A 25,149-nucleotide genomic window follows, 5' to 3' on the forward strand; every position below is an offset into this window, starting at 1 on the left:
GTGTTGAATCGTGCCTACAGGACCAATAATTAAGGAAGGGTTTCCTCTGATAGGAGCTATGCTCATTATCACTGTGGTGTTAGGATATTTAGGACATTATGTAATTGCGATCATTTCATTTATTCTGGCATTATTTTTCGTCAATTTCTTTAGAAATCCTAAACGTGTAATCCCTCAAGATCCAGATTTGATTTTATCCCCAGCGGACGGTAAAATCATGGATATTTCTGATGTATACGAAGATATTTACTTACATAAAGAGTGTAAAAAAGTAACTATTTTCTTATCTGTTTTTGACGTGCATGCTAATCGTGCGCCTATTGATGGTAAAATTACGTACCGTCACTATACGATGGGTAGTTTCCTACCAGCTTTCAAAGATGATGTAGGTTTTGAAAATGAACGTCATACTATTTGTATTGAAAATGATCGTACTTCCGTATTAGTAACGCAAATTGCGGGCCTTTTAGCAAGACGTATCGTATCTTGGACCGACCTAGATAGTGTACTTGAACGCGGTCAGTTGTACGGGATGATTAAGTTCGGTTCCTGTACTGAGCTCTATATGGATAAGAATGTAGAGTTGTTCGTGGAAAAAGGTCAACATATTACAGGTGGTGATACTGTTATCGGGAGGTTACGACATGAATAAATCTATTATTCCAAATTTATTTACTAGTGCAAATTTAGCATTTGGTGTTCTTGGTATTACGTTGTCTGCTACTAATAATACATTCTGCGCAGCCATATGTATATTATTGTCTTTAGTAGCAGATGGGTTAGATGGGCGCGTAGCAAGAGCTTTAGGAGTTGCAGGACCAATGGGCCGGGAACTTGATTCTCTGTCTGATGTAGTGGGATTTGGTGTAGCACCTGCCTATATGCTTTATATGAAAGAATTATATGGTTTAGGATGGATTGCATATGTGCCACTATTAGCTTTTGCAGTGCTTGGTGCATTTCGTTTAGCGCGATTTAATATTAAAACTGATGAAGTTCATGGCTATTTTGAAGGTTTACCAATTCCAGCCGCTGGATGTTTAGCAGCGACCTACGTATTGTGTGGCGTATCGGTACCTCAATTTGTGTTGGTAGTTTGTATGATTGGTATAGGTCTCCTTATGGTTAGTGAAGTTAAATATCCCGATTTTAAAGGTAAAAGTGAGATTTATATCAATAAACTTTCTATTGTACTCACAGCCATATTTGTTGTAGCTTGTCTCGTGTATGATTGGCATACATGGGCCGTTATGATTTTTGCTGGCTATGTAATGTTTGGGCTTATTAACGGGGCTTTAAATATAGTACGTAAATAGATGTGTGGAGGAGAATAGTATGAATTACCTACTGGATCTATTACTGATTCCTATGCAGGTAATAATCGTAATTTATACGGTTTATTATTTTATACTCGCTGTCGTAGGGATGTGGCGGTCGCGAGTACATAAAAATTATACCCCTAAAAATTCCTTTGCCATCGTTGTATGTGCTCATAATGAGGAAGCTGTTGTTGGTGAGTTAGTTAAAAACTTACGTGGCCTAGATTATCCAGATGATCTGTACGATATTTTTGTAGTTGCCGATAACTGTACAGATAAGACTGCGGAAGTAGCAAGTGCTGCTGGCGCTAATGTACATGTACGTGAAAATAAACAAGAAATAGGCAAAGGTTATGCTATGGGGTGGATGTTTGATCGGGTAAAACAAATGGATCGGAAATATGATGCATTCCTGATTTTTGATGCTGATAATTTAGTACACCCTCAATTTATGTTAGAAATGAATGATCATCTTGAAAAAGGTGAGTCTGTAATTCAAGGTTACTTAAACTCTAAAAATCCAACTGACTCTTGGGTAGCCGGTACGTTCTCCATAGCCTTTTGGATGGTTAATCATATGTGGCATTTAGCAAAATATCGTCTTGGATTATCTACGGCTTTAGGTGGTACAGGCATGTGTATTCGTACATCTATTATTCGCGAATACGGTTGGGATTGCAATAGCTTAACCGAAGATATGGAATTTTCCATGAAGCTATTGACTCATGGTATCCGTACTTGTTGGGGGCATGATGCTATCGTATATGATGAAAAGGTCACAACTATGATGGCTTCTTGCAGACAACGTTTACGATGGGCTCAGGGGCAATTTGACTGTGCGGGTCGATATATTCCTAAATTATTTGCTATTGGTATCAAAACAGGGAATATTATGATTTTGGATGGTATATTCCAAGTGAGTCAACCTTATTTCTTATTGTTGACAACCGTATACTTGGTGTTATCCTACATCAATGCGTATACTCCAATTTATACAAATATTTTGTATCAAATTATGCCTATGTCTGTATGGACAATTATAGGTGTTGGTCAATATCTATTCCCATTAATTGTATTGTTGAAAATCAAGGTACCACCAAAGATTTGGTTCTACTATTTACTATATCCATTATTTGTTTATTCTTGGATTCCAGTAAATATTTTAGGGTGGTTCCGCCGTCATAATAAGGTATGGTCTCATACAGTCCATACGAGAGCTGTGGGTTTAGATGATGTTAAATTAACACGCATGGGCAATATGAATAAGAATGAAAAATAGAATCTGTAGGAGTGACTATGCATATTTTAATGTGTAATGACGATGGCATTTTAGCAGATGGTTTACGTCATCTTGCATCGTATTTAAGTCAATATTATAGAATTACCGTTGTAGCACCTGCTAATGAGCAAAGTGCTAAATCTCATGCATTGACGACCGAGGTTCCATTGAAATTAGATGCTTGCAATGGCGAGGATGAAAATCCTCGCCTTTATGCTCTAACGGGAACGCCGTCCGATTGCATGAAGTTCGGTCTCAGTTATTTATTGACTGATGATATGCCAGATCTTGTAATTTCTGGAATTAATCATGGATTTAATTTAGGCTCTGATGTATTGTATTCCGGCACTGTTTCGGCAGCTATGGAAAGTGGTTTTTACGGTATTCCCGGTTTAGCATTATCTGTTGAGAGATATTCTGTTGAACGGGGAGACGAGATGCATCCATTTATACATGAATTGATTGAGAAAATTTATGTGGCGGGCCAGTTTAGCGGTTTACTAAATGTGAACTTCCCATTACGTGGCACATGTGATTGGGATCATTTTAAAATGGTGAGCCAAGGCTTACAAACCTACAGTAATATTATCGAAGCTCGTATTAATTCAAGAGGACAGGATTATTATTGGTTAGCTGGCGAGCTAGACTATGGTGCTGAAAGTGTTCCTACAGATGTAGAATTTGCCCGTAAAGGCTATATTACAGGTGTCGCACTCACATGGAAACAACAATGTGATACGGATATGAAAAGGGTTCAAAATATTTTAGATGAAATATAAAAAATATGTTGACATTGCTTAGGGATGTCTGTATAATAACAAATGTTCCGATACGCCGGAGTGGCGGAATGGCAGACGCACTTGACTCAAAATCAAGCGGGTAACACCGTGTGGGTTCAAGTCCCACCTCCGGCACCAACATTAGGCGGTAAGACTTTTGTCTTACCGCCTATTTTTATATTTATGAATTTATATACTATAATATACATTATTAATTTCATGAGGTGACAGTATGGATCAAGGTGTAATTGATTATATTACAAATATCTTTGATATTCCTAAACTTACTCAACAGGTTAGCGCTGTACAGATGCCATTGCCATTATCTCGCTTGGCAGAAATACCATTAGATGGATCTGTAAATCAGTGCCAAGGATTTTGTTATAATTCCAAAAAAGACGTTTTTGCTTTAGCTTGTATTAATTCAGATAATACGAAGCAAATTATTTATGAAATTAATCCAAAAACTTTTACTGTTGTTGCAAAATATGAGTATAGTTATAAAAGTTTATTAGGTCATATGAATACCTTAACTTATAATTCTGTTAATAATCGTTACTATACAACAAATGCTGTTGTAAATGGATATAACCTTACTCCTATTGAAGCGGATAGCATGATTGTTGAAGCACCGATTAAACTAAAAGAGAAAGTTTTTAATTTTGCATATGATAAAGTACGCAATGAATATGTATCAATTGTGCCTTTAACAAACTCTGAACGGACAATTAATTATTACGACTCCAATTTTAATCGTATTCGTTCTTATAAAATTGATGCTAATCATACAAACTTAAATAATAACGGTGCTTACGCAACTAATGGAAATACTATATTTACGACGTTGACAACCTTTGTATACGTCGATGAAGAGGGAGTTGTTAAAAATATTAGCCCTTATGCTTCTGGAATGGAAGTAGAAGACATGGATTGTCGAAATGGTCAAATGTATATGGCGGTCAATCGCAAAGGTAAAGTTGAAATTTATAGTTTGTCTAGCCTACCATTTTCGGTAAATGTCTAGATACTACCTATGTTTTAATCCCCTTTATGAGTGTATAATAATAGTATTAGAGTATTTTAGGAGCTATTATGAAATTAGGGAATGATATTATAGAGATTGACCGTATACGTCAAGCTATAGAGAAATCAAGTTCATTTAAAGCGCGCGTTTATACGATTCATGAGATTGAATATTGTAAAAGTCGGAATAAAGGATGCTACGAATCCTTTGCCGGTATATATGCTGCAAAAGAGGCTTTTATTAAGGCTTTAGGCACAGGGATGAGGCATGGATCATGGCAAGATATAGAGATTTATCATGATAAATGGGGCGCACCCTTAATTCGTTTACAAGATACTTTCAAAGATATTTACGAAACATCAGGTTATACTGATATTCATGTATCAATTAGTCATTGCAAGGATTATGCAATGAGTACAGTTATACTTGAAGGAGCATAAGATGAATATTTTAACTACAGAAGATGCTCGATTTATAGATCGAGAGGTTCCTAAGCAATTAGGAATCTCTTTAGAAATCCTCATGGAAAATGCTGGACGTGGTATCGTAGATGCCTTATGGGGAGCGTACGATTTATTTTCCCTGAATAATGGCCGTTCTATAAATAGTTTTGTTTTATTCATATGTGGTACGGGTAATAATGGGGCAGATGGCCTTGTAGCGGCTCGCCATTTGATGGAGCAAGGCGTACCAGCACAAATTGTACTAGTAGGAGATATAAACAAGTGTAGTGATCTTTTTGCAGTGCAAATTGAGCGCTGCAAAGCTATGGGCTGTAGCATCGATATGTATGATGAATTCAATGATTGGTCCAACGTAGCTATCGCTGTGGAAGGCATCATGGGAACGGGCTTTACTGGAAGGTTAAGAGAGGTGACCATCGATATATTGAATGATATTGATACTATGCGTAGTCAGTATAATTTTGATTTGTGGGCTATTGATGTACCTGCAGGTTTGGATGCTACTACTGGTCATGTAACTGAAGGCACACTGACCTATGATTATACTGTTACTTTTGGAGCTATCAAACAAGGTTTGTTATTATATCCCGGAAAGGCTATAGGAGGAACCTCTGTGGTTGCTCCATTGGGTGCTCCTTGGCAACAAGTATTGGGTGAACGTGCTAGAACTATAACCATTGATTCTGATTTAGCAGAAAAAATTATTAACTATCGTACCCCGATGGCGCATAAAGGCGTTAATGGAAACACTTTAATTATAGGTGGCTCAAATGATATGATAGGAGCCCCTATTTTGGCTGCTGAAGCGGCAGTTCATAGTGGTGCTGGTAAGGTAACATTAGCTGTACCCCAAATAATTAAACAGATTGTACAAAGCCGTGTCATACCTGAGGTGATGGTTACTTCCACAGAGACTAATAAAGAACTTTCTGATTGTCGCCAAGTTGTTGCTATGGGACCTGGTTTAGGTCGCACCCGTGAAATCTGTGATTTAGTGGATCATATCTTAGATGCTTACGAAGGAGCATTAGTACTAGATGCTGATGCGTTGTATGCATTGGGACATGTTGGTTGTGTTAATAAAGATGCTTTGCGAGATGGTGATATTGAGTCTGCATATACAGTGGAAAGAGAACTTCCATATTGTGTCATGACACCGCATTTAGGTGAATTTAGTAGACTTATTGATTTACCTATTAAATGGATTGAGCGTCATTATATCACGTTGGCTAGAGAATTTGCTAAGGCTCATCAAGTTATTCTTGTACTAAAAGGAATTCCTTCAATTGTGGCATTACCTGATGGAACAGTATATGTAAATACTATCGGTAATGCGGGCATGGGGACTGGCGGTATGGGAGATGTGCTGACTGGTGTAATTGCTGGTTTTATAAGTCAGGGCTATTCACTACGAGATAGTGCTATTCTCGGTGTATATGTACATAGTCGTAGTGCAGATATTCTGAATGAAACAAAGAGTTGGGGTTATACTCCGAGTGATGTCAGTGCTTTTTTAGGCTTCGTGGTTAGTGAATTATTGGGAGATTATGAATGACAAATAGAATACAACGCTTTATAGCTTTCTTGTTAGTATTATGTATTCCTATCTTCGCCATTGCAGGATGCACAAATAATGATGTAGCAAACGCAGCAAATCAAGTAACTACTAACGCTAATGGGGCTTACTCGATCGATACTAAAACGACTACCCCTGAAGGTAAGCTAGATGTATATATGCTAGATATTGGTCAGGGGGATGCTATATTACTTAAGGTAGGTGATGAGTATAGCATGATCGATACTGGTGACATAGAGCATCGTGAAAATATTGTAGCTCAACTTAAAACTATGGGTGTAGCAAAGTTAAAAAATATTATTATCACGCATCCTCATGCTGATCATATGGGTGGTTTCTATGCTATTGCAAAGGCTATGCCTATTGAACATGTATATGATGATGGTATTGCTGTTGATAATAATATGTACAAAACTTATGAAAAGTGGATTGAGAAAAATAAAATTCAAAGATCTACTTTGCGAAGTGGAGATGTAGTTGATTTTGGGCATGGTGCTGTTTTTGTAGTATATGCTCCTTGGGTTGAACCTTTAACTGATAAAAAAGGAGAGACAGATCTTAATAATAATTCTATTGTAGGTAAATTAGTCTTCGGTAAATTCTCTATGCTCTTCACGGGTGATGCTGAATGGCAAGAAGAGAAAAAACTTATAAAAGAGCAGAATTCCAGATTGTTTGCTCGTATTCTTAAGGTAGGTCATCATGGTTCTCGTACAAGTAGCTCTGAAGATTTTTTGAAATCTATTAAGCCTGAAAGTGCATTAATTTCAAATGGCATGTATAATAAGTATGGTCATCCTCACGATGTGACATTACGTCGTTTACAGGAAAATAATATTGCTATTTACCGTACAGATACGATGGGGCGTATTCATATTAGTACGGATGGGAATGAATGGCAAATTACAACTGAACGTTAGTTTGATTACTTATAAAAAAAATAATTTTATGAAACTGTTTTTTGTATATTCTGTATAAGGTCTTTATATAGTAATATGTGTAATCGGTATACTAATCTTCATGTTTGTATGAAATAATCTATTTATAATCTAACATTAGTTTATGGATAGATTGGAACGATGAGATTTTGATAGATAAAAATATCATCGACTCATCTCTATGGTTTGGACACTATGTATGTCAGTTAGATTGGAGTGAATGTATTGCGTAAACTATTTTTAATGTGCCTTGCAGTCTTGATGGCGATACCTTTATTATTGACTCAAGCAAAGGCAGCTAATTTGGAAGATGCTCGATGGGTGACTAGAACAGATGCACCTGTACCGTATGTTCGTATTGTTATGGACTTATCGGCACCTATAAAGGCATCTGCATCAATTAGCAAAGATGGGAAAACTACGACTGTTACTTTAAAGAATACAAAGCTAAAGACTGCTAAAGAGAACATTTCTATGGACTCAGCTATTGCTAGCTCTGCTAAACTTTCACAAGATGGCAGAGACGTTAAAGTAACAATCAAGACACCTTCATCTATTGATACTAGTGATGTAAAGGTTTTTTCCTTGAAAAAAGATACGGTTAATAAGAAACCGTATCGTATCGTTGTTGATGTTCAGAAAAAAGGTGTTGCAGCTAAGCCTGCTTACTATGGTAAAAAGCCATCTCAATCTGCACATCCAGCAAAAAATGTACCTACAGGATCTGGTAAATACTCTACTAGTGGCGGTTTATCTGGCAAAACAATTACTATTGACCCAGGACATGGTGGTAGTGATTCTGGTGCTATTGGACCTCACGGTGTACAAGAGAAAAACATTACACTACCAATTTCTATGTATTTGAAAAAATCTTTAGAAAATCGTGGTGCTAAAGTACTTTTGACTCGTACTACCGATGTAGATGTATATGGCCCTAATGCAAGTGGTGTTGATGAATTGGGGGCTCGTGTTAACGTGGCTAACCGTAGTAATTCTGATGCTCTTGTAAGCGTTCATATCAACGCATTTAATAATCCTAGCGTTGGTGGTATTGCAACATATTACTATAGCAAAACCGGTAACGATGCTCGATTAGCACAAAAGGTACAATCTCAAATTGCTAACACACCTGGTTTCAATGGTGATCGTGGCATTCAAGAAGGTAACTTATACGTGTTGAGACATTCTAATATGCCTGCAATTCTTGTAGAGCTTGGTTTTATTTCTAACCCTAATGAGGAACGTGTGCTACAATCTCCTCAAACTCAAGAAGACTTTGCTAACCGCATTGCAAATGGTATTGCTAATTACTTTGGAGGTTAATCGATGAAATTACGTAAACAAGTTCTATCGATTCTCTGTGTAGGTATGCTGGCATTTGTAGTGGGTTGTACACATGAACAAGCTCCTACAACAGGTAAAAGTGAACCTACGCAAGAGACGAAAGTCAATAAGGATGCAGAAACAAGTAAAGTATCTCAAGAAAAGGTTAAGATGGCCTTCTTTGTTCCTACAGAGGATGGTTCTGGGGTAAAACAAACTACCGTTGAGATAGAGGCGAATAAAGTTACGCCTAAAGCAGCTCTTTTAGCAATGTTAAATGCCGATAGAGCACAAAAATACCCAGTCTTCTCTAAGGATATTGAAATTACATCTGTTACTGTAAAAGATGGTATTGCTTCTGTTGAAGTAAATGATGCATTCGTAAAGGGTAATGGCGGAGACTTAACTATTAAATTACAAATGGCTGCTATTGTAAATACATTGACATCCTTTGATAATATTAATGGTGTTCTATTTGTCAATAATGGTAAAAAGGTGCCAACTGTAGGTTCCTTTGATACTAAAGAACCTGTTAAGAGAATGACGAATCTAATTAAAAAATAATTCTTTTAAAGACATTTATAGCAGATAGTTGTTATATCAACTATCTGCTATTTTTGTTGTCTTTTATATATGTTACAATACAATAAGTAATAAACGGAAACTAGGTGATCAGATGCAATTAAAAGATGTAGGGGAATTTAATTTCATTCGCCAAATTCAAGATAACACAATATATAATCCTAATACTGTAGTGTATGGTATTGGTGATGATTGTGCTATTTATAAAGCAGAACAAAATACAGAGCAATTGATAAGCACTGACACAATGGTGGAAGGTGTTCATTTTAGCTTTCACTATATGATGCCCTATGATGTTGGGTATCGCCTTATGACGGCTAATTTAAGTGATGTTGCGGCTATGGGTGGCATTCCTAGACAAATTGTATTATCTGTAGCCGTACCAGACCATGTTGATACAGTCATTCTTGATGAAATTTATAGGGGAATTAAAGATCAATGTATGCGATATCAACTCAATATATTGGGTGGAGATACTGTACGTACAGAAGGGCCCATGGTTTGGACTGTAACAATTATCGGAGAGGTTCCTAAAGGCACTGCGGTTATGCGAAGTGGTGCGAAAGTAGGAGATGTTGTAGGTGTTACAAACTATGTAGGTTATGCAGCCACAGGCTTAGGAGCGTTATCATATAATTTAGTAGGCTATGATATGACCAAAGTGGGGCATCAACGTCCCGAACCACAGATTGAATTGGGGCAAAAATTGCGACGACTTGGTATCCATAGTATGAATGATATTAGCGATGGACTAGGAAGTGAATTGAATGAAATCGCTGTAGCTAGTAATGTTTCCATTGTATTTGAAGAACAAGCAATCCCTCTACACGAGGAGACTTACGAATTAGCTAAGCATTTACAAACTAATCCAGTAGATTATGCTTTGTATGGTGGAGAAGACTTTCAGTTAGTCTTTACGGCGCCAAAATCGCTACTTTCGGAATTGGAAAAGCTATCAGGCATTACGTTGATTGGAGAAGTTTTATCTGGCCCACCACGGGTTCAAATGGTAACACCTGATAAAACGATTAAGACTGTAGAAGCGAAAGGATATAATCATTTTCATGAAGGATAAGGTACAGGTTCATTTAAAGACTTATACAGTAGAAGATACACAACAATTTGGTAAATTATTAGGCGCATGGGTTAAACAGAATGGGGACCCTCTTTGTATAGCACTAGTTGGTGACTTGGGGACAGGAAAAACACATTTGTCGCAAGGAATTGCAAAGGGATTTGGAGTTATTGAAGAAATTACGAGTCCTACCTTTGCCATCATGAATACCTATGATGTGAATCGAACTCATTTATATCATTTTGACGTATATCGCTTGGAAGATATTAGTGAACTGGAAAATATTGGCTTTTATGAGTATACAGAAGATTGCGTATCCATTGTAGAATGGGCTGATAAATTTCCTCATGAATTGCCTGATGAAACACTATGGATTTATTTAACGCGCATTGATGATACAAGCCGATCCATTACATTAGTTAGTGATTACCTTACAGCGGATGATTTAGTAGAAATAGGAGGCCCATATGTGGTTGGGGATTGAGACGAGCTCACTTGTGTCGAGTGTGGCTTTAATGGATGAAAGTTGCCTAATTGGGGAATTGACCATTCAAGCTGGATTGACTCATTCTGAGCAGTTGGTACCTCATATTGATATGTTATTACGAGCCTCTCAAGTTAAAAAAAGTGAATTAAAAGGTATTATGGTTAGCATTGGGCCTGGTTCTTTTACAGGGTTACGGATTGGTATGGGAACAGCCAAAGCTATGGCTTATGCCTTACAAATTCCTTTATATGGTGTAATGACCATGGATAGTTTAGCTCGTAATGTAGCTTATACAGACCGCACGATTTGTACTATTATCGATGCTCAGAAAAAACATGTTTATGCAGGTATCTACAAATATGATGATAATGAATTGGTTTGTAAAGAGGAACCTTTTGTCATTGCTGCTAATGATTTATTAGATCGACTCCGAGCATCTGAAGAACATGTAGTGTTCCTTGGGGATGGCGTTAAGCGAATAGAAAAGCTATTAGATGAAAGTGATACAAATTTAACAATTTTAGATATCTCGCAACGTATTCCAAAAGCTAGTTCTCTATTACTGGCTGGCCGTAGATTGGTAGACTCTGAAGAGAGTTCTGATCCTATGGATATGGTTCCTTATTATATTCGACGCTCAGAAGCAGAAGTGTTATGGGAAGAACGCCATAAGGATAATCCTGAAATGTTGAACCAAAATCCTGCAGTTATAGTTACTGAGGCAGCGGGAGTCGAATAATGGAGATTCGTTTGGCTACAATAGATGATGCTCAAGCTATCTATGCTATTGAACAACAGTCTTTTTCTGTTCCTTGGAGTTTAGAATCTGTTCTCGTTGAGTTAGAAGGGGCATCAAATAAATTATATATGGTAATTTGTGAGGAGAACAAAATTGTTGGATATGCAGGTGCTTGGCTTGTATACGATGAAGGTCAAATAACGAATATCGCTATTATTCCTTCCGCACGAGGTAAGGGATATGGATCAAAACTTACCAAGCAATTAATAGATGAATGTCTTACGAGAGGTATGAAAGAAATTTTCTTAGAGGTGCGCATATCTAATTTAGCAGCATTGGCTATGTATAGAAATTTAGGATTTTCTGTAAAAGGAATTCGTAAAGATTATTATTCAGAGCCTACGGAAGATGCTTATATTATGTCTCTCGTTTCAGAGGAAATAGAATGAGTATATACACATTAGCCTTGGAAAGTAGCTGTGATGAAACCTCTGCTTCTGTCCTTAAGGACGGGCGCACCGTTTTGTCTAATGTTATTTCAAGCCAAGTACCAATACATAGAAAATTTGGTGGCGTTGTACCTGAAATTGCATCACGTCATCATATAGAACAAGTTATACCCGTTATAGACCAAGCATTACGTGATGCGAATGTGACTCTACAAGATATCAATCATATTGGTGTTACGTATGGGCCAGGTCTTGTAGGGGCTTTATTAGTTGGTGTAGCTGCTGCAAAAGGGTTATCCTTTGCTACAGGGATTCCCTTGGTGCCAGTGCATCATATGGAAGGTCATATTTTTGCTAACTTTTTAGCTAATCCAGAACTGGAGCCTCCGTTCTTAAGTCTTGTTGTATCTGGTGGTCATACCATGTTAGTACATGTAAAAGGATATGAAGATTTTGATGTTCTTGGTCAAACACGAGATGACGCAGCTGGCGAGGCTTTTGATAAGATTGCACGGGTTATGGGATTCCCTTATCCAGGGGGCCCTCATATCGATGCCCTTGCCGCTGAAGGGAATCCAGAGGCTATTGAATTTCCAAAGGCTTTAAGTGAACCAGGTAATTTTGAATTTAGCTTTAGTGGTTTGAAATCCGCAGTTTTAAACTATTTAAATTGTAAGCAACAAAAGAATGAGCCTATTAATCAAGCTGATGTGGCCGCATCGTTTCAAAAGGCCATCGTAGATGTGTTAGTAGAAAAGACGAAAGATGCCGCACATACTTTAGGTGAAAGTCGTATTACTATTGCTGGCGGTGTATCAGCTAATAAAGGATTACAAAAGGCTTTAGAAGCTATGTGTGTAGAAGAAGGTTTTACTTATTACAAACCACATAAAATATTGTCTACTGACAATGCTGCCATGATTGGATGTCGAGCTTATTATATGGCGCAGGCTGGAAAATTTGGCGATTTAACATTGAATGCAAAGCCTAGTGTTGAAATTGGATACGTATCTTGGAAAGAGGATTAATCGTGGATATTGGTCAAGATATTTTAAATAGAACACCATTAGGACCATTACAAACCTCATTACTTGAGCATATTAGTAAACTCATATCCTTTGGCGAGTCTTTAACTCGTCAAAGGATACAGATTTTTACACCCCTACTAGAGACAGGACAAGGTGAGAGATCACAACAATGTGCAGATATGCTATGCATAGAACGCAGTGATCAAGGGATTACTACACGTCAATTAAAAGGCAGTCATACGTGGCATGCTATGATGAAAGATGGTCAACCACTTATCGGGTTAGATGACAAGCAGCGTCAATATGTCTTTCCTATCGTAGACAACGGAGGTCGTATTATTGGGGGTATATCTTTTACATTATCACCATCTATTAAGGCAGAACAATATGAGCAAGAATACCTTTTGTCTGATACGATGCAACGTCTTATGCTGACGGCTACTGATGAACAAATATTGTCTTACGAACCTATGTCCTATTTTGATGGTTTAATTATTTTCGACGACACTTATAAAATACTGTATGCTAACGATGCAGCTATGAAGTTAGTAGATGTATTAGGCTTTGATCGTCGCTTGGTAGGTTCATCAATTTTTAGCAGTACCTTAAAGATGTCCGCTATACAGCAGGTATTATTAGATAGAAGTATACGTACAAATGAAGAAATCTATCAAGATATGGTAATTCGTCAGCATATGATTCCTATTGCTATGGGGCGCAATGAAACGAGGTGCTTTTTAGTTCTTCATGATTGTACTCGTGAAAGTAAACAGCAACAAGAATTATTGGTTAAAAATTCCATTATCAAAGAGGTTCATCATCGTGTAAAAAATAACTTACAAACTGTAGCAGGGTTATTGCGTATGGAGGCGAGACGCTCTAGCTTGCCAGATGTAAAGCAAGCACTCCAAGAGGGGATTAATCGCATCGAGAGCATGGCTCTAGTTCACGATATAGTGTCTCATTACGATGAGGATTATATTGGTATACGATCAATTTACGATGAATTATGTCGTTTGTTGCGTATGAGTATGGTGCGACAAGACCAAGAGGTTACTTTTACTTACAGTGGCGAAGATATGCTAATTTCTTCTCATATGGCGAGTTATGTATCTCTTATTATTAATGAATTGATTACGAATAGCTTAGAACATGGGTTAGACGGGAATCGTGGAAATGTTCATCTAGCAGTTACTGATGCAGGTAGTACAATTAAACTGGCTTTTACAGATAACGGAAAAGGATTGCCTAGTGATTTTTCTGTTTCGTCTAATAAACGGTTAGGTTTAACAATTATTAATAATTTAGTTACTCATGAATTAAAAGGAAGTTTATCCATAGAAAATACTGGAACAGGTGTATTGGTGACGATATATATGAAAAAGGAGGCATAAATGCGCGTTTTAATCGTGGATGATGAATCCCTAATACGTATGGATTTACGAGATATTATTGAGTCTTGTGGTCATGAAGTCGTTGCAGAAGGTACAAATGGTGTTGAAGCTTTAGCACTTTGTAAAAAACATAAGCCAGATATTATATTGATGGATGTTAAGATGCCAGCATTAGATGGTATTGAGGCGGCACGTCAAATTGGCTTTCACCATGAAGCACCTGTAGTATTATTAACAAGTTATAGCCAGCAAGATTTAATCGATAAGGCTCGAGATTCTGGTGTATATGGCTATTTAATTAAACCAGTACGGGAGGAACAGTTAGTTCCTACCTTAGAGATGGCTTTAGGTCGCTATAAAAGTGATGCTCAGTTGCGCGAAAAGATGGCTGAGCTAGAACAGTCATTAGAAGATCGTAAAATTATTCAAAAGGGAACTGGTATATTAATGGAACTATATTCTATATCTGAAGTGGAAGCGTATAATCGAATCCGCACTTTAAGTATGAATAAACAAATATCTATTATAGAAACATGTAATCTCATCATTAAACAGTCTAATAAGTCAAATAATATCTAAAAAGTCAAAAAATCAAAATTAGTACTTGCAATTATTTTAACTTCGGTTATAATAATACTTGTGATTAGCACTCAATGAGTTAGAGTGCTAATAAATTATGGAGATTAACTAGTAAAAAGGAGTGACATTATATGTTAAAACCATTAGCTGACCGCGTTCTTATCCGTCTAGAAGCAAAAGAAGAAAAAACTAAAAGTGGTATCTTCCTTCCTGATACAGCTAAAGAAAAGCCTCAAGAAGGTGTAGTTGTAGCTGTAGGTGCTGGTAAAGTATATGACAATGGTCAACGTGTAGCTCCAGAAGTTAAAGTTGGCGACACTGTTATGTTTGCAAAATATGCTGGTAGCGAATTAGAAATCGATGGCGCTACTCATTTGATTATTAGCGAACGCGATATTTTAGCAGTATTATAATCGCTGATTTATAGTCTATATGACTATAAAAACTGATGATACATTCTATATTGCCTAAGGGCACATATATTTCGTTACATTGGATAGTGTTACTATTTAGGAGGTAATACATATGGCAAAAGAAATCTTGTTTAATGAAGAAGCTCGTCGCGCTTTAGGCCGTGGCGTCGATCAATTAGCAAATGCTGTAAAAGTTACATTAGGTCCAAAAGGTCGTAATGTTGTGTTGGATAAAAAATTTGGTTCCCCAACAATTACAAATGATGGTGTAACCATTGCTCGCGATATTGAACTTCCAGATCCATTTGAAAACATGGGTGCTCAATTAGTAAAAGAAGTTGCTACTAAAACTAATGACGTAGCAGGTGATGGTACTACTACCGCAACAGTATTGGCGCAAGCTATGATTCAAGAAGGTATGCGCAATGTAGCAGCTGGTGCAAATCCAATGATCTTGAAAAAAGGCATTGAAACGGCTGTTAAAACATTGGTTGAAGAAATCAAAAAACGCTCCATCAAAGTTTCTGGTAAAGCTGAAATCGCTCAAGTTGCAAGCGTATCCGCTGCTGACGAAGAAATCGGTGGTTTAATTGCTGAAGCTATGGAAAAGGTTGGTAATGACGGTGTTATTACTGTTGAAGAATCCAAAGGTTTGCAAACTGCATTAAATGTAGTAGAAGGTATGCAATTTGATCGTGGTTACATTTCCCCTTATATGGTAACTGACCCTGATCGTATGGAAGCTGTTATGGATAACCCATATATCTTGATCACTGATCGTAAAATCAGTGCCATCGCAGATATGTTGCCAACACTTGAAAAAGTAGTAAAAGTAGGCAAAGAACTTCTTATTATCGCTGAAGATGTAGAAGGGGAGGCATTGGCTACATTAGTAGTAAACCGTTTGCGTGGTACATTCAAAGCTGTAGCCGTTAAAGCTCCTGGCTTTGGTGATCGTCGTAAAGCTATGCTTGAAGATATCGCTATCTTAACAGGCGGTACTGTTATTACTGAAGATATGGGTCGCAAGCTTGATTCTGTAGAGCTTGAAGATCTTGGTACAGCTCGTCAAGTTCGCATCACTAAAGATGAAACTACAATCATCGATGGCGCAGGTGATAAAGATGTAATTGCTAAACGCGTTAACCAAATCCGTGCACAAGTTGAAGAAACATCTTCTGATTTCGACCGTGAAAAATTACAAGAACGTCTAGCTAAATTGTCCGGTGGTGTTGCAGTTATCGAAGTAGGTGCTGCTACAGAAGTTGAAATGAAAGATAAGAAACTTCGTATTGAAGATGCATTGAATGCAACTCGTGCAGCTGTTGAAGAAGGTATTGTAGCTGGTGGTGGTACTACATTCATCGATATCATCCCTGCATTGAATACATTGGAAGCTACTGGTGACGTTCAAACTGGTATTAACCTTGTAAAACGCGCTGTAGAAGAACCACTTCGTCAAATCGCATACAACGCTGGTCTCGAAGGTTCTGTAGTAGTAGAAAAAGTTAAAAATACTGAAGCTGGTGTAGGTTTTAATGCCTTGACTGAAGAATACATCGATATGGTTAAAGCTGGTATTGTTGACCCTGCAAAAGTCACTCGTTCTGCTCTTCAAAATGCCGCATCTATCGCATCTCTTGTATTAACTACTGAAACAATCGTAGCTGATAAGGTAGATGAAAATGCAGCAGTTCCTGCAATGCCTCCAATGGGTGGTATGGGCGGTATGATGTAATCAGCTGCTTAGAATTAATTTTATAAGAAATATAATAATCCTAATGAATTGTGAATTACATTTTTCATATTCATTAGGATTATTTTTTACTGATAAATTAATCTATTGTAAGGGTGTAATATTTTAAATAAGATATTATTATATTCAAGCTGACCAGATTTAAAGTGACTAGATTATGTTGATTACATCGATAAAATTGATTTTGTATACAATGTATGATATAATTCTATAGAATTTAATAGTGAGTCTTATTGACATAGTTATTCTCTAATAGTATAATTAGCGTATCGAATTTATTCGATTTGTTATATTTGAATTGAAAGAAGGATCACTATGTTGAACTTTATTTTTAAAAGTAAACCTAATTATGTAAATTTTGGCTTATTGATTTATCGCCTTGCATTGGGCATTTCCATGTTTTATCATGGATATTTAAAATGGCTTAGCGGAGCTGAAGGGCTCTACAAAGTAGGGACTATGTTAGCACCTTTAGGTGTATCCGGTGGTTATGAGATGCTAGGCACTATGGCAGCACTTGCAGAAATGATTGGTGGTATTCTCATTGCAGTAGGATTATTTACACGTATTGGTGCTATTCTAGTTGTAGGTACTTTAGCAACTGCGACTATTGTGAGTTTGAATGGTAGTTTCTTTAGCTGGGACTACCCATCTCAATTAGGCTTTGGTGCACTTATGTTATTCTTTGCTGGTGCTGGTCGCTTTAGTTTAGATAAAGCTTTATTTAAATAATTAGGAAATTAGAATAAAAGACTCATCGGCTGATGAGTCTTTTATTTATGTAGAAAGGTTATCATGAACAAAAAAACAGTTCCATTCACGTCAGAACAATTAGAAAATATTATTGCTCAGTATCCAACTCCATTCCATATTTATGATGAAGAAGGAATTATTGAGAATATGAAATCTTTCATCAATGCATTCTCTTGGAATAAGGGATTTAAGCAATATTTTGCAGTTAAAGCAACTCCAAATCCGTATATCATGCGTTTGTTACAAAAGCTTGGGGTTGGCGCAGACTGTTCTTCCTTAGCAGAACTACTTTTATGTGAAAAAGTGGGTATTACGGGCCATGATATTATGTTCACATCTAATGATACACCATATGTGGAGTATAAAAAGGCACTTGAAATGGGTGCAATCATCAATCTTGATGATATTACACATATCGAATATTTAGAAAAAAATCATGGCTCTTTGCCAGATACATTCTGCGTGCGTTATAATCCGGGTTCTTTAAAAGAAGGGGGCAATACAATTATTGGTCTTCCTGAAGAAGCTAAATATGGTATGACACGCGAACAAATATTTGAAGCGTACAAACAATTACAAGCTAAAGGTGTAAAACACTTTGGTATTCATACAATGGTTGTTTCTAACGAACTTGATATTGACGGTTTAGTTGGTACAGCAGAGCTTTGCTTTAATCTTGCTGTAGATATTAAAAAAGAACTTGGTATCACTGTTGAATTTATTGATTTAGGTGGAGGTGTAGGTGTAGCCTATAAACCAGAACAAACACCAGTAGACTTCCGCGTATTAAGCAAGGGTGTAGAAGAAGCGTATAATCGAATTTTAGTAGCTAATGGACTTAATGATGTAGCATTGGCTTATGAATGTGGGCGTATGGTAACAGGTCCATTTGGTTATCTTGTTTCTACTGCTATTCATAAAAAAGATATTTATCGTCATTACATCGGTTTAGATGCTTGTATGGCAAATCTTATGCGTCCGGCGTTGTATGGCTCTTATCATCACATTACCGTAATGGGGAAAGAAAATGCTCCCAAGGATCATGTATATGATGTAACAGGCTCCTTATGTGAAAATAATGATAAATTTGCTATTCAACGAGAGCTGCCAAAAATTGATATTGGAGATCGTGTCGTCATTCACGATGCTGGTGCACATGGACATTCTATGGGTTTCAATTATAATGGTAAATTACGTTCTGCAGAGTTATTGCTACATAAAGATGGCTCTGTTATACAAATTCGTCGTGCTGAAACATATGATGATTTATTTGGAACTCTTGATTTTTCAAATCTATAATTTAATATTGAGAATCGAATAGGATGAGAATTAATATTAATAAAAACCTATCAATATATGTAATACTTGATATTCTTTTAATTCCTGTATATTTTAGTAGGAATATCTTGCTATCATTTAGATAAGAATGTATAATGAGTGTAGATTGTTATGCACATACTTGCTAAGTTGGCGAGAATTACGGCGGTATTCACGTTAGTGCGTACCGCCTTTTTATATGTGTCAGTATATACGTTTTATATATAATGAGTGTATGTTTCTTATGGTTACATACAAATAAAAGGAGTGAACATTTTGGCTGAATTACTTCAGATAAAAGATTTAAAGGTATCTGTTGAAGAGAAACAAATCTTGAAAGGTATTGATTTAACAATTAATAAAGGTGAAATTCATGTTGTGATGGGGACAAATGGTGCTGGTAAATCTACACTTGCTAATGCAATCATGGGTAACTCTACATATACAGTAGATAGTGGTTCTATCATTTTTGATGGTAAGGATATTACGGAAGATGCAGTAAATGATCGTGCAAAAGCGGGTATTTTTATGTCCTTCCAAAATCCAATTTCTATTCCTGGTATTACTGTAGAAAACTTCATTCGTACAGCTAAATCCACAATTACTGGTGAAAATGTACGTGCATTATCTTTCAAAAAAGAATTGAAAGAAAAAATGGATGAATTATCCTTTGATTTATCTTATGCGCAACGTTATGTAAATGAAGGCTTCTCTGGTGGTGAACGCAAGAAGAATGAAATTCTTCAAATGTCCATTTTGAATCCTAAATTGGCTATTCTTGATGAAACTGATTCTGGCCTTGACGTAGATGCGGTGCGTATCGTATCTGAAGGTGTACAACGTTTCCATAACGAAGAAAATGCTGTATTAATCATTACTCATCATAACCAAATTTTACAAAAACTAAAACCAGACTATGTTCATGTGTTGATCAATGGCAAGATTGTTAAAACTGGTGATGCTTCTCTTGTACGTGAAATCGAAGAAAAAGGTTATGACGCATACAAAGCATTAGCATAGGAGGCATAATGGAAGAAAGAAAGAAAACCCAAGTCGCGGATATGGATCGTGGCGTCTATGATATAAAGAACGAATTTGAATATTCTTATATCTCTGATGCCGGTTTAACAGAAGATATTATCCGTGAGATTTGGTCTAATAAAAATGAACCAGAATGGATGCTCGATTTCCGTTTAAAGTCTTTGGAAATCTATAATCGCATGGGCATTCCGAATTGGATTCCTGATATCTCGGGCTTAGATATGGCAAATATTCATACATATGTTAAGCCTAAAGTAGATATGAAAGAAAACTGGGATGAAGTTCCAGAAGAAATTAAAAGTACTTTTGACCGCTTAGGTATTCCAGAAGCGGAAAAAACATCTCTAGCTGGTGTTGGTGCTCAATATGATTCTGAAGTTGTTTACCACAGTATTCAAGAAGATCTTGTTAAGCAAGGTGTTATCTATACTGATATCGAAACAGCATTACATGAACATGAAGAAATCGTAAAAAAATACTGGATGACATTAATTCCACCTACAGACCATAAATGGGCTGCTCTTCACGGTGCCGTTTGGTCTGGTGGTTCCTTCGTATACGTTCCTGCAGGTGTACAAGTAGAGATTCCATTGCAATCTTACTTCCGTTTGAATGCACCAGGTGCTGGTCAGTTCGAACATACGATGATTATCGTAGAAGAAGGGGCTAAATTGCACTTTATCGAAGGTTGTTCTGCTCCTAAGTATGATGTGTCTAACCTTCATGCAGGCGCTGTTGAACTGTTCGTTAAAGATAATGCTACATTGCGTTATTCTACAATTGAAAACTGGTCTAAAAACATGTACAACCTTAACACAAAACGTTGTGTAGTAGGTAAAAATGGTACAATTGAGTGGGTATCTGGTTCCTTTGGCTCCAAAGTTTCTTGTTTGTACCCAATGAGTATTCTCAACGGTGAAGGTGCACATGCTGAATTTACAGGTGTAACATTCGCAGGTGAAGGACAATTCCTCGATACAGGTTGTAAAGTGGTACATAATGCACCATATACAACAAGTAATGTTAACTCTAAATCCATTTCTAAATCCGGTGGCGCTGCAATTTATCGTGGCCTTTTGAAGATTGGCCCTAAAGCTGAACATTCCAAAGCAACAGTTTCTTGTGAATCCTTGATGCTTGATGCTGAGTCTCAATCTGATACAATTCCGGCTATTATCGTAGAAAATGACAATGTGGATTTAGGTCATGAAGCTAAAATCGGTCGTATTTCCGACGAAGCAATTTTCTATCTTATGACTCGTGGTATTAGCGAAGAAGAAGCTCGTGCGATGCTAGTTCGTGGCTTCGTAGAGCCAATCTCTAAAGAATTGCCACTTGAATATGCAGTAGAAATGAACAATCTAATCAATCTTGAATTAGAAGGTTCTATCGGTTAAGGAGGAATTATGAGCGAATTACTATTTAATGAACTCCCTAGACCGACATTCAGATGGTTGCGCGTTAATCATACTGTAAGCTCTCTAGCTGGAGAAGATACAGCGGTACAATCCATCGCTGTGGAAGCTAATAAAGATATACTTTCACCATTACCTGTTGGTACAGCATTACTAGATGGTAATTATGAAGGTGCTAATAAAGAAGCTGTTCATGTATTAGTTGAAAAAGCGGAAGGCTATGCTATCAATGTGCCTCCTAAGGCGAAAGAAGTTGTAGGCATCCGCATTGATGCTAATGCTCGTGTGGCAAACCGTTTCCAATTTATCGTTGGTGAAGGTGCTGAGCTAGAAGTACAATTCTATGTAACTGGTTCTGGCGATGCATTGACAAATGTTAGCTATTTAAACGAATACGATGTGAAAGAAGCTGGTAAGGTTGTAGTAAAAAAGGTAAATCTTTTGCCTGAACATGTACAACATATCGAGCATCGATACACTAAATTAGAAGAAAAAGCAGATGTAGAATACATCAATATTGAAATTGGTGGCAGTGAAAACATCTTGAATTACTATCATGATTTAGTAGGTCAAGAATCCCGTATGGTTCATGACATTGCTTATCTTGGTAATAAAGAGCAAAAATTTGATATTTCTATGGTTATGAGTCATGGTGGTAAAAAATCATTTAGTGATATTCATACCTTAGGTGCTCTTAGTGGCAATTCTAAAAAATCCTTCAGAGGGACCCTTGATTTCCTTAATGGAGCAACAGCTTCTGAAGGTGCAGAAGAAGATACTTGCTTATTGTTAGATCCAACTGTAAAATCTGTTTCGTTACCACTTTTATTGTGTAAAGAAGATAATGTAGTTGGTAATCATGCAGCAAGTGCAGGCCAAATTGATCATAATAAATTGTTCTATATCATGAGCCGTGGCTTTAGTGAGGTAGAGGCAAAACATATCATTGTTGAATCTATGATTCGACCTATTATTGATCGCATTGGTGATGAAACGATTGAAGAAGCAGCGTTAGCAGCTGTACGTAATAAAATTTAAAGAGGCGTTTTTATGAGACCAATTGCAGAAGCATACAAAGATTTTCCTATATTACATAAAGAGCATAATGGGCATCGTGTTATCTATTTAGATAGCGGTGCTACTGCTCAAATTCCACAGTCCGTAATTGACCGTGTTGTGGAACATATGACACAACGTAATGGTAACCCACATCGTGGTTCTCATATTTTAGCCATTGAAGCATCTGAAGACTATGAAAATGCACGGGATCGCGTAGTTGAATTTATCAATGCTCGCGAACGAGAAGAGGTTATATTTACACGTAATAGTACGGAGTCAATGAACTTGATTGCCCACAGCTATGGCCTTCATAATGTGAAAAAAGGTGACAAGATTGTCATTACTGTTGCTGAACATCATGCGAATCTTGTAACATGGCAATATGTGGCAGAACAGACGGGGGCAACCTTAGAATACATGTATCTTGATGAACATGGGCACTTAAAAGATGGTGAAATCAATAAAATTGATGAAAAGACTAAAATTGTTGCTTTCGCTCATGTTAGTAACGTGCTTGGTATGGAATTCCCAGTAAAAGAATTAACTGAGAAGGCTCACTCTGTAGGTGCTATTGTTGTTCTAGACGGTGCTCAATCTATCCCTCATAAAAAAATTGACGTACAAGCATTGGATTGCGATTTCTTCGTATTCTCTGGCCATAAAATGTGTGCATCTCAAGGGATTGGTGTACTATACGGTAAACGTGATTTATTAGAAACTATGCCTCCATTCCTATTGGGTGGCGATATGATTGAGTATGTAAAAGAGCAAACTGCTACATTCAATGAGCTTCCATATAAGTTTGAGGCAGGTACTCCAAATGCTGATGGTGCCGTTTCCTTGCATGCAGCTATTGACTATTTGGAATCCTTTGGAATGGATGCTATAGAAGCCTATGAAGAGGAGTTAGTAGCTTATATTCTTCCTAAGATTGTTGAATTGCCACATGTCCATGTTATTGGTTCTCAAAATCCTAAGGAAAAACATGGCGTTATTGCGTTCACTGTAGATGATGTACATCCTCATGACGTAGCTACAATTTTGGATTCTAAGGGGATCTGCGTTCGTTCCGGTCACCATTGTGCACAACCATTAGGTGCGTTCTACAATGTATCTGCATCTACTCGTTTAAGTATGTACTTATACACTCGCAAGGAAGATTTAGACGCATTCCTTGAAGTATTAAAGACTGTTCGTTCAGTAATGGGTTTTAAAGATTAGGAGAATTACCACTAATGGAAATGGATCAATTATATACGGAACTTATTTTGGAACATAACCAAGATAAACGTAATAAGCATGAATTATCTGAATTTACAAATTCTGAACATGGACATAACCCTAGTTGTGGTGATGATCTAACATTACAACTCAATGTAGTAGATGGTATCATTAAAGATGCTGCATATACAGGTTCTGGCTGTGCTATTAGCCAAGCATCTGCATCTATGATGATTGATATCATTAAGGGCAAATCTGTTGAGGAAGCACTTCGTTTAGTAGAAATTTTCTTGGGTATGATTAAAAAAGAGATTACCGATGAAAATGAGTTAGAAGAATTAGAAGATGCTATGGCTCTACAAAATATTTCTAATATGCCAGCACGTGTAAAATGTGCAGTTCTTGCATGGCATACATTGAAAGAGGCTTTAAAGAAATAATATGAAGAAAACGATATTATTTGATTTAGATGGAACCTTAACTGACTCTCAAGAAGGTATTCTTAAAAGCATTAAATTTGCATTGGAACATTTCGGTTATACTGTACCTGATGAAGAAACATTACAATTGTTCTTAGGACCACCATTGGTAGATGCTTTCCAAGAACATTGTGGTTTGACCTTTGAGCAAGCGGAAGAAACATACTTTAAATTCCGTGAACGTTATGGTACCATCGGTAAATTTGAAAATAAAGTATATCCGAATATTGTAGACTTATTGGCTAAATGCAAAACTGAACAATATACTATAGCTGTAGCTACTGCAAAACCAGAACATTATGCTAAAGATATTCTTGATCACTTTGAATTGACACCATACTTTGATGTTATTGTTGGTGCTAATTACGAAGCGGGATTGTTACACAAAAAAGAAATTCTTGAAAAAGTTCTCACGCTATGTGGTAACCCATTAACTGATGAAAATGGTCGTCGATTGACATTCATGGTTGGAGATCGTAAGTACGATGTAGAAGCAGCTAATGAACTTGGCTGTATCTCCATTGGCGTTACCTATGGTTATGGTACGGAATCTGAGTTAAAAGAAGCGGATGCCGAATATATCTGTGACGATGTTGATGAAATTGCTGATGTTCTCAATCTTGAAGAAATGATGGTTCGTAGATAAGCTATATAAATAGA

Annotated in this window: 27 protein-coding genes and 1 tRNA gene; all 28 read left to right on the forward strand. The window is 36.9% G+C overall.

Annotated features, from left to right (window positions below):
- The first annotated feature begins 10 nt into the window (after window positions 1-10).
- The 28 genes from NE668_RS01720 to NE668_RS01855 all read left to right on the forward strand — a co-directional run bounded on the left by NE668_RS01720 (window position 11) and on the right by NE668_RS01855 (window position 25,135).
- Window positions 11-652 (forward strand): phosphatidylserine decarboxylase family protein, encoded by a 642-nt coding sequence (locus tag NE668_RS01720; RefSeq protein WP_123137894.1) that lies wholly within the window; start codon window positions 11-13, stop codon window positions 650-652.
- Entirely contained in the window at window positions 645-1,316 is a 672-nt protein-coding gene (gene pssA, locus NE668_RS01725; RefSeq protein ID WP_077708488.1) for a CDP-diacylglycerol--serine O-phosphatidyltransferase, read from the forward strand. The genes NE668_RS01720 and pssA overlap by 8 nt, the downstream gene beginning before the upstream one ends.
- A 19-nt stretch (window positions 1,317-1,335) precedes the next feature.
- On the forward strand, window positions 1,336-2,598 hold the full coding sequence (locus NE668_RS01730; RefSeq protein ID WP_227037010.1) for a glycosyltransferase family 2 protein: 1,263 nt from the start codon (window positions 1,336-1,338) through the stop codon (window positions 2,596-2,598).
- A gap of 17 nt (window positions 2,599-2,615) precedes the next feature.
- The gene (gene surE / locus NE668_RS01735; RefSeq protein WP_004697320.1) at window positions 2,616-3,377 is read left to right on the forward strand and encodes a 5'/3'-nucleotidase SurE; all 762 of its coding nucleotides are present in this window, start codon (window positions 2,616-2,618) and stop codon (window positions 3,375-3,377) included.
- A gap of 54 nt (window positions 3,378-3,431) precedes the next feature.
- Window positions 3,432-3,515: transfer RNA gene (locus NE668_RS01740), tRNA-Leu, on the forward strand.
- A 94-nt stretch (window positions 3,516-3,609) separates the two neighbouring features.
- Window positions 3,610-4,401 carry a hypothetical protein gene (locus NE668_RS01745; protein WP_227037009.1) on the forward strand — a complete coding sequence of 264 codons (792 nt, stop codon included), beginning with the start codon at window positions 3,610-3,612 and terminating at the stop codon, window positions 4,399-4,401.
- Between the two features lie 68 nt (window positions 4,402-4,469).
- Entirely contained in the window at window positions 4,470-4,841 is a 372-nt protein-coding gene (gene acpS, locus NE668_RS01750) for a holo-ACP synthase (RefSeq protein WP_008601123.1), read from the forward strand.
- A gap of 1 nt (window position 4,842) precedes the next feature.
- Window positions 4,843-6,420 (forward strand): NAD(P)H-hydrate dehydratase, encoded by a 1,578-nt coding sequence (locus tag NE668_RS01755; protein ID WP_227037008.1) that lies wholly within the window; start codon window positions 4,843-4,845, stop codon window positions 6,418-6,420.
- The gene (locus NE668_RS01760) at window positions 6,417-7,361 is read left to right on the forward strand and encodes a ComEC/Rec2 family competence protein (RefSeq protein ID WP_227037007.1); all 945 of its coding nucleotides are present in this window, start codon (window positions 6,417-6,419) and stop codon (window positions 7,359-7,361) included. Before NE668_RS01755 ends, NE668_RS01760 begins: the two co-directional genes overlap by 4 nt.
- 243 nt (window positions 7,362-7,604) lie before the next feature.
- Entirely contained in the window at window positions 7,605-8,702 is a 1,098-nt protein-coding gene (locus NE668_RS01765) for an N-acetylmuramoyl-L-alanine amidase family protein (protein WP_227037006.1), read from the forward strand.
- 3 nt (window positions 8,703-8,705) lie between these two features.
- On the forward strand, window positions 8,706-9,266 hold the full coding sequence (locus NE668_RS01770) for a GerMN domain-containing protein (protein WP_008601115.1): 561 nt from the start codon (window positions 8,706-8,708) through the stop codon (window positions 9,264-9,266).
- Between the two features lie 112 nt (window positions 9,267-9,378).
- On the forward strand, window positions 9,379-10,359 hold the full coding sequence (gene thiL / locus NE668_RS01775; RefSeq protein ID WP_008601113.1) for a thiamine-phosphate kinase: 981 nt from the start codon (window positions 9,379-9,381) through the stop codon (window positions 10,357-10,359).
- Window positions 10,349-10,843 carry a tRNA (adenosine(37)-N6)-threonylcarbamoyltransferase complex ATPase subunit type 1 TsaE gene (gene tsaE / locus NE668_RS01780; protein ID WP_227037005.1) on the forward strand — a complete coding sequence of 165 codons (495 nt, stop codon included), beginning with the start codon at window positions 10,349-10,351 and terminating at the stop codon, window positions 10,841-10,843. Before thiL ends, tsaE begins: the two co-directional genes overlap by 11 nt.
- Window positions 10,827-11,585, forward strand: coding sequence for a tRNA (adenosine(37)-N6)-threonylcarbamoyltransferase complex dimerization subunit type 1 TsaB (gene tsaB, locus NE668_RS01785; RefSeq protein ID WP_227037004.1), 759 nt, complete (start codon window positions 10,827-10,829; stop codon window positions 11,583-11,585). The genes tsaE and tsaB overlap by 17 nt, the downstream gene beginning before the upstream one ends.
- The gene (gene rimI, locus NE668_RS01790; protein WP_004696055.1) at window positions 11,585-12,034 is read left to right on the forward strand and encodes a ribosomal protein S18-alanine N-acetyltransferase; all 450 of its coding nucleotides are present in this window, start codon (window positions 11,585-11,587) and stop codon (window positions 12,032-12,034) included. Before tsaB ends, rimI begins: the two co-directional genes overlap by 1 nt.
- Window positions 12,031-13,062: a tRNA (adenosine(37)-N6)-threonylcarbamoyltransferase complex transferase subunit TsaD gene (gene tsaD / locus NE668_RS01795; RefSeq protein WP_155086188.1), complete on the forward strand. Its 1,032-nt coding sequence runs from the start codon at window positions 12,031-12,033 to the stop codon at window positions 13,060-13,062. The genes rimI and tsaD overlap by 4 nt, the downstream gene beginning before the upstream one ends.
- A 2-nt stretch (window positions 13,063-13,064) precedes the next feature.
- Window positions 13,065-14,456 carry a sensor histidine kinase gene (locus NE668_RS01800; protein WP_119563064.1) on the forward strand — a complete coding sequence of 464 codons (1,392 nt, stop codon included), beginning with the start codon at window positions 13,065-13,067 and terminating at the stop codon, window positions 14,454-14,456.
- Window positions 14,457-15,035, forward strand: coding sequence for an ANTAR domain-containing response regulator (locus tag NE668_RS01805; RefSeq protein ID WP_227037003.1), 579 nt, complete (start codon window positions 14,457-14,459; stop codon window positions 15,033-15,035). It begins immediately after the preceding gene.
- 131 nt (window positions 15,036-15,166) lie between these two features.
- Entirely contained in the window at window positions 15,167-15,448 is a 282-nt protein-coding gene (gene groES, locus NE668_RS01810; protein WP_004696047.1) for a co-chaperone GroES, read from the forward strand.
- Between the two features lie 112 nt (window positions 15,449-15,560).
- Window positions 15,561-17,186: a chaperonin GroEL gene (gene groL / locus NE668_RS01815; RefSeq protein ID WP_004696042.1), complete on the forward strand. Its 1,626-nt coding sequence runs from the start codon at window positions 15,561-15,563 to the stop codon at window positions 17,184-17,186.
- 333 nt (window positions 17,187-17,519) lie between these two features.
- The gene (locus NE668_RS01820) at window positions 17,520-17,936 is read left to right on the forward strand and encodes a DoxX family protein (protein WP_004696040.1); all 417 of its coding nucleotides are present in this window, start codon (window positions 17,520-17,522) and stop codon (window positions 17,934-17,936) included.
- Between the two features lie 63 nt (window positions 17,937-17,999).
- Window positions 18,000-19,256, forward strand: coding sequence for a diaminopimelate decarboxylase family protein (locus NE668_RS01825; RefSeq protein WP_227037002.1), 1,257 nt, complete (start codon window positions 18,000-18,002; stop codon window positions 19,254-19,256).
- 294 nt (window positions 19,257-19,550) lie between these two features.
- Entirely contained in the window at window positions 19,551-20,294 is a 744-nt protein-coding gene (gene sufC / locus NE668_RS01830; protein ID WP_004696035.1) for a Fe-S cluster assembly ATPase SufC, read from the forward strand.
- Between the two features lie 8 nt (window positions 20,295-20,302).
- Complete coding sequence (sufB, locus tag NE668_RS01835) at window positions 20,303-21,712, forward strand: Fe-S cluster assembly protein SufB (RefSeq protein ID WP_004696034.1); 1,410 nt, start codon at window positions 20,303-20,305, stop codon at window positions 21,710-21,712.
- A 9-nt stretch (window positions 21,713-21,721) separates the two neighbouring features.
- Entirely contained in the window at window positions 21,722-22,768 is a 1,047-nt protein-coding gene (locus tag NE668_RS01840) for a SufB/SufD family protein (RefSeq protein ID WP_004696032.1), read from the forward strand.
- Window positions 22,769-22,780: 12 nt separating this feature from the next.
- Window positions 22,781-24,010 (forward strand): SufS family cysteine desulfurase, encoded by a 1,230-nt coding sequence (locus NE668_RS01845; RefSeq protein ID WP_227037001.1) that lies wholly within the window; start codon window positions 22,781-22,783, stop codon window positions 24,008-24,010.
- Window positions 24,011-24,024: 14 nt separating this feature from the next.
- Window positions 24,025-24,450, forward strand: a complete 426-nt coding sequence (gene sufU / locus NE668_RS01850; RefSeq protein ID WP_004696027.1) for a Fe-S cluster assembly sulfur transfer protein SufU — start codon at window positions 24,025-24,027, stop codon at window positions 24,448-24,450.
- A 1-nt stretch (window position 24,451) separates the two neighbouring features.
- Window positions 24,452-25,135, forward strand: a complete 684-nt coding sequence (locus NE668_RS01855) for an HAD hydrolase-like protein (protein ID WP_227037000.1) — start codon at window positions 24,452-24,454, stop codon at window positions 25,133-25,135.
- Window positions 25,136-25,149: the final 14 nt, after the last annotated feature.

The sequence above is a fragment of the Veillonella parvula genome (assembly GCF_024461875.1).
GTDB classification, from domain to species: Bacteria; Bacillota; Negativicutes; order Veillonellales; family Veillonellaceae; genus Veillonella; species Veillonella parvula_I.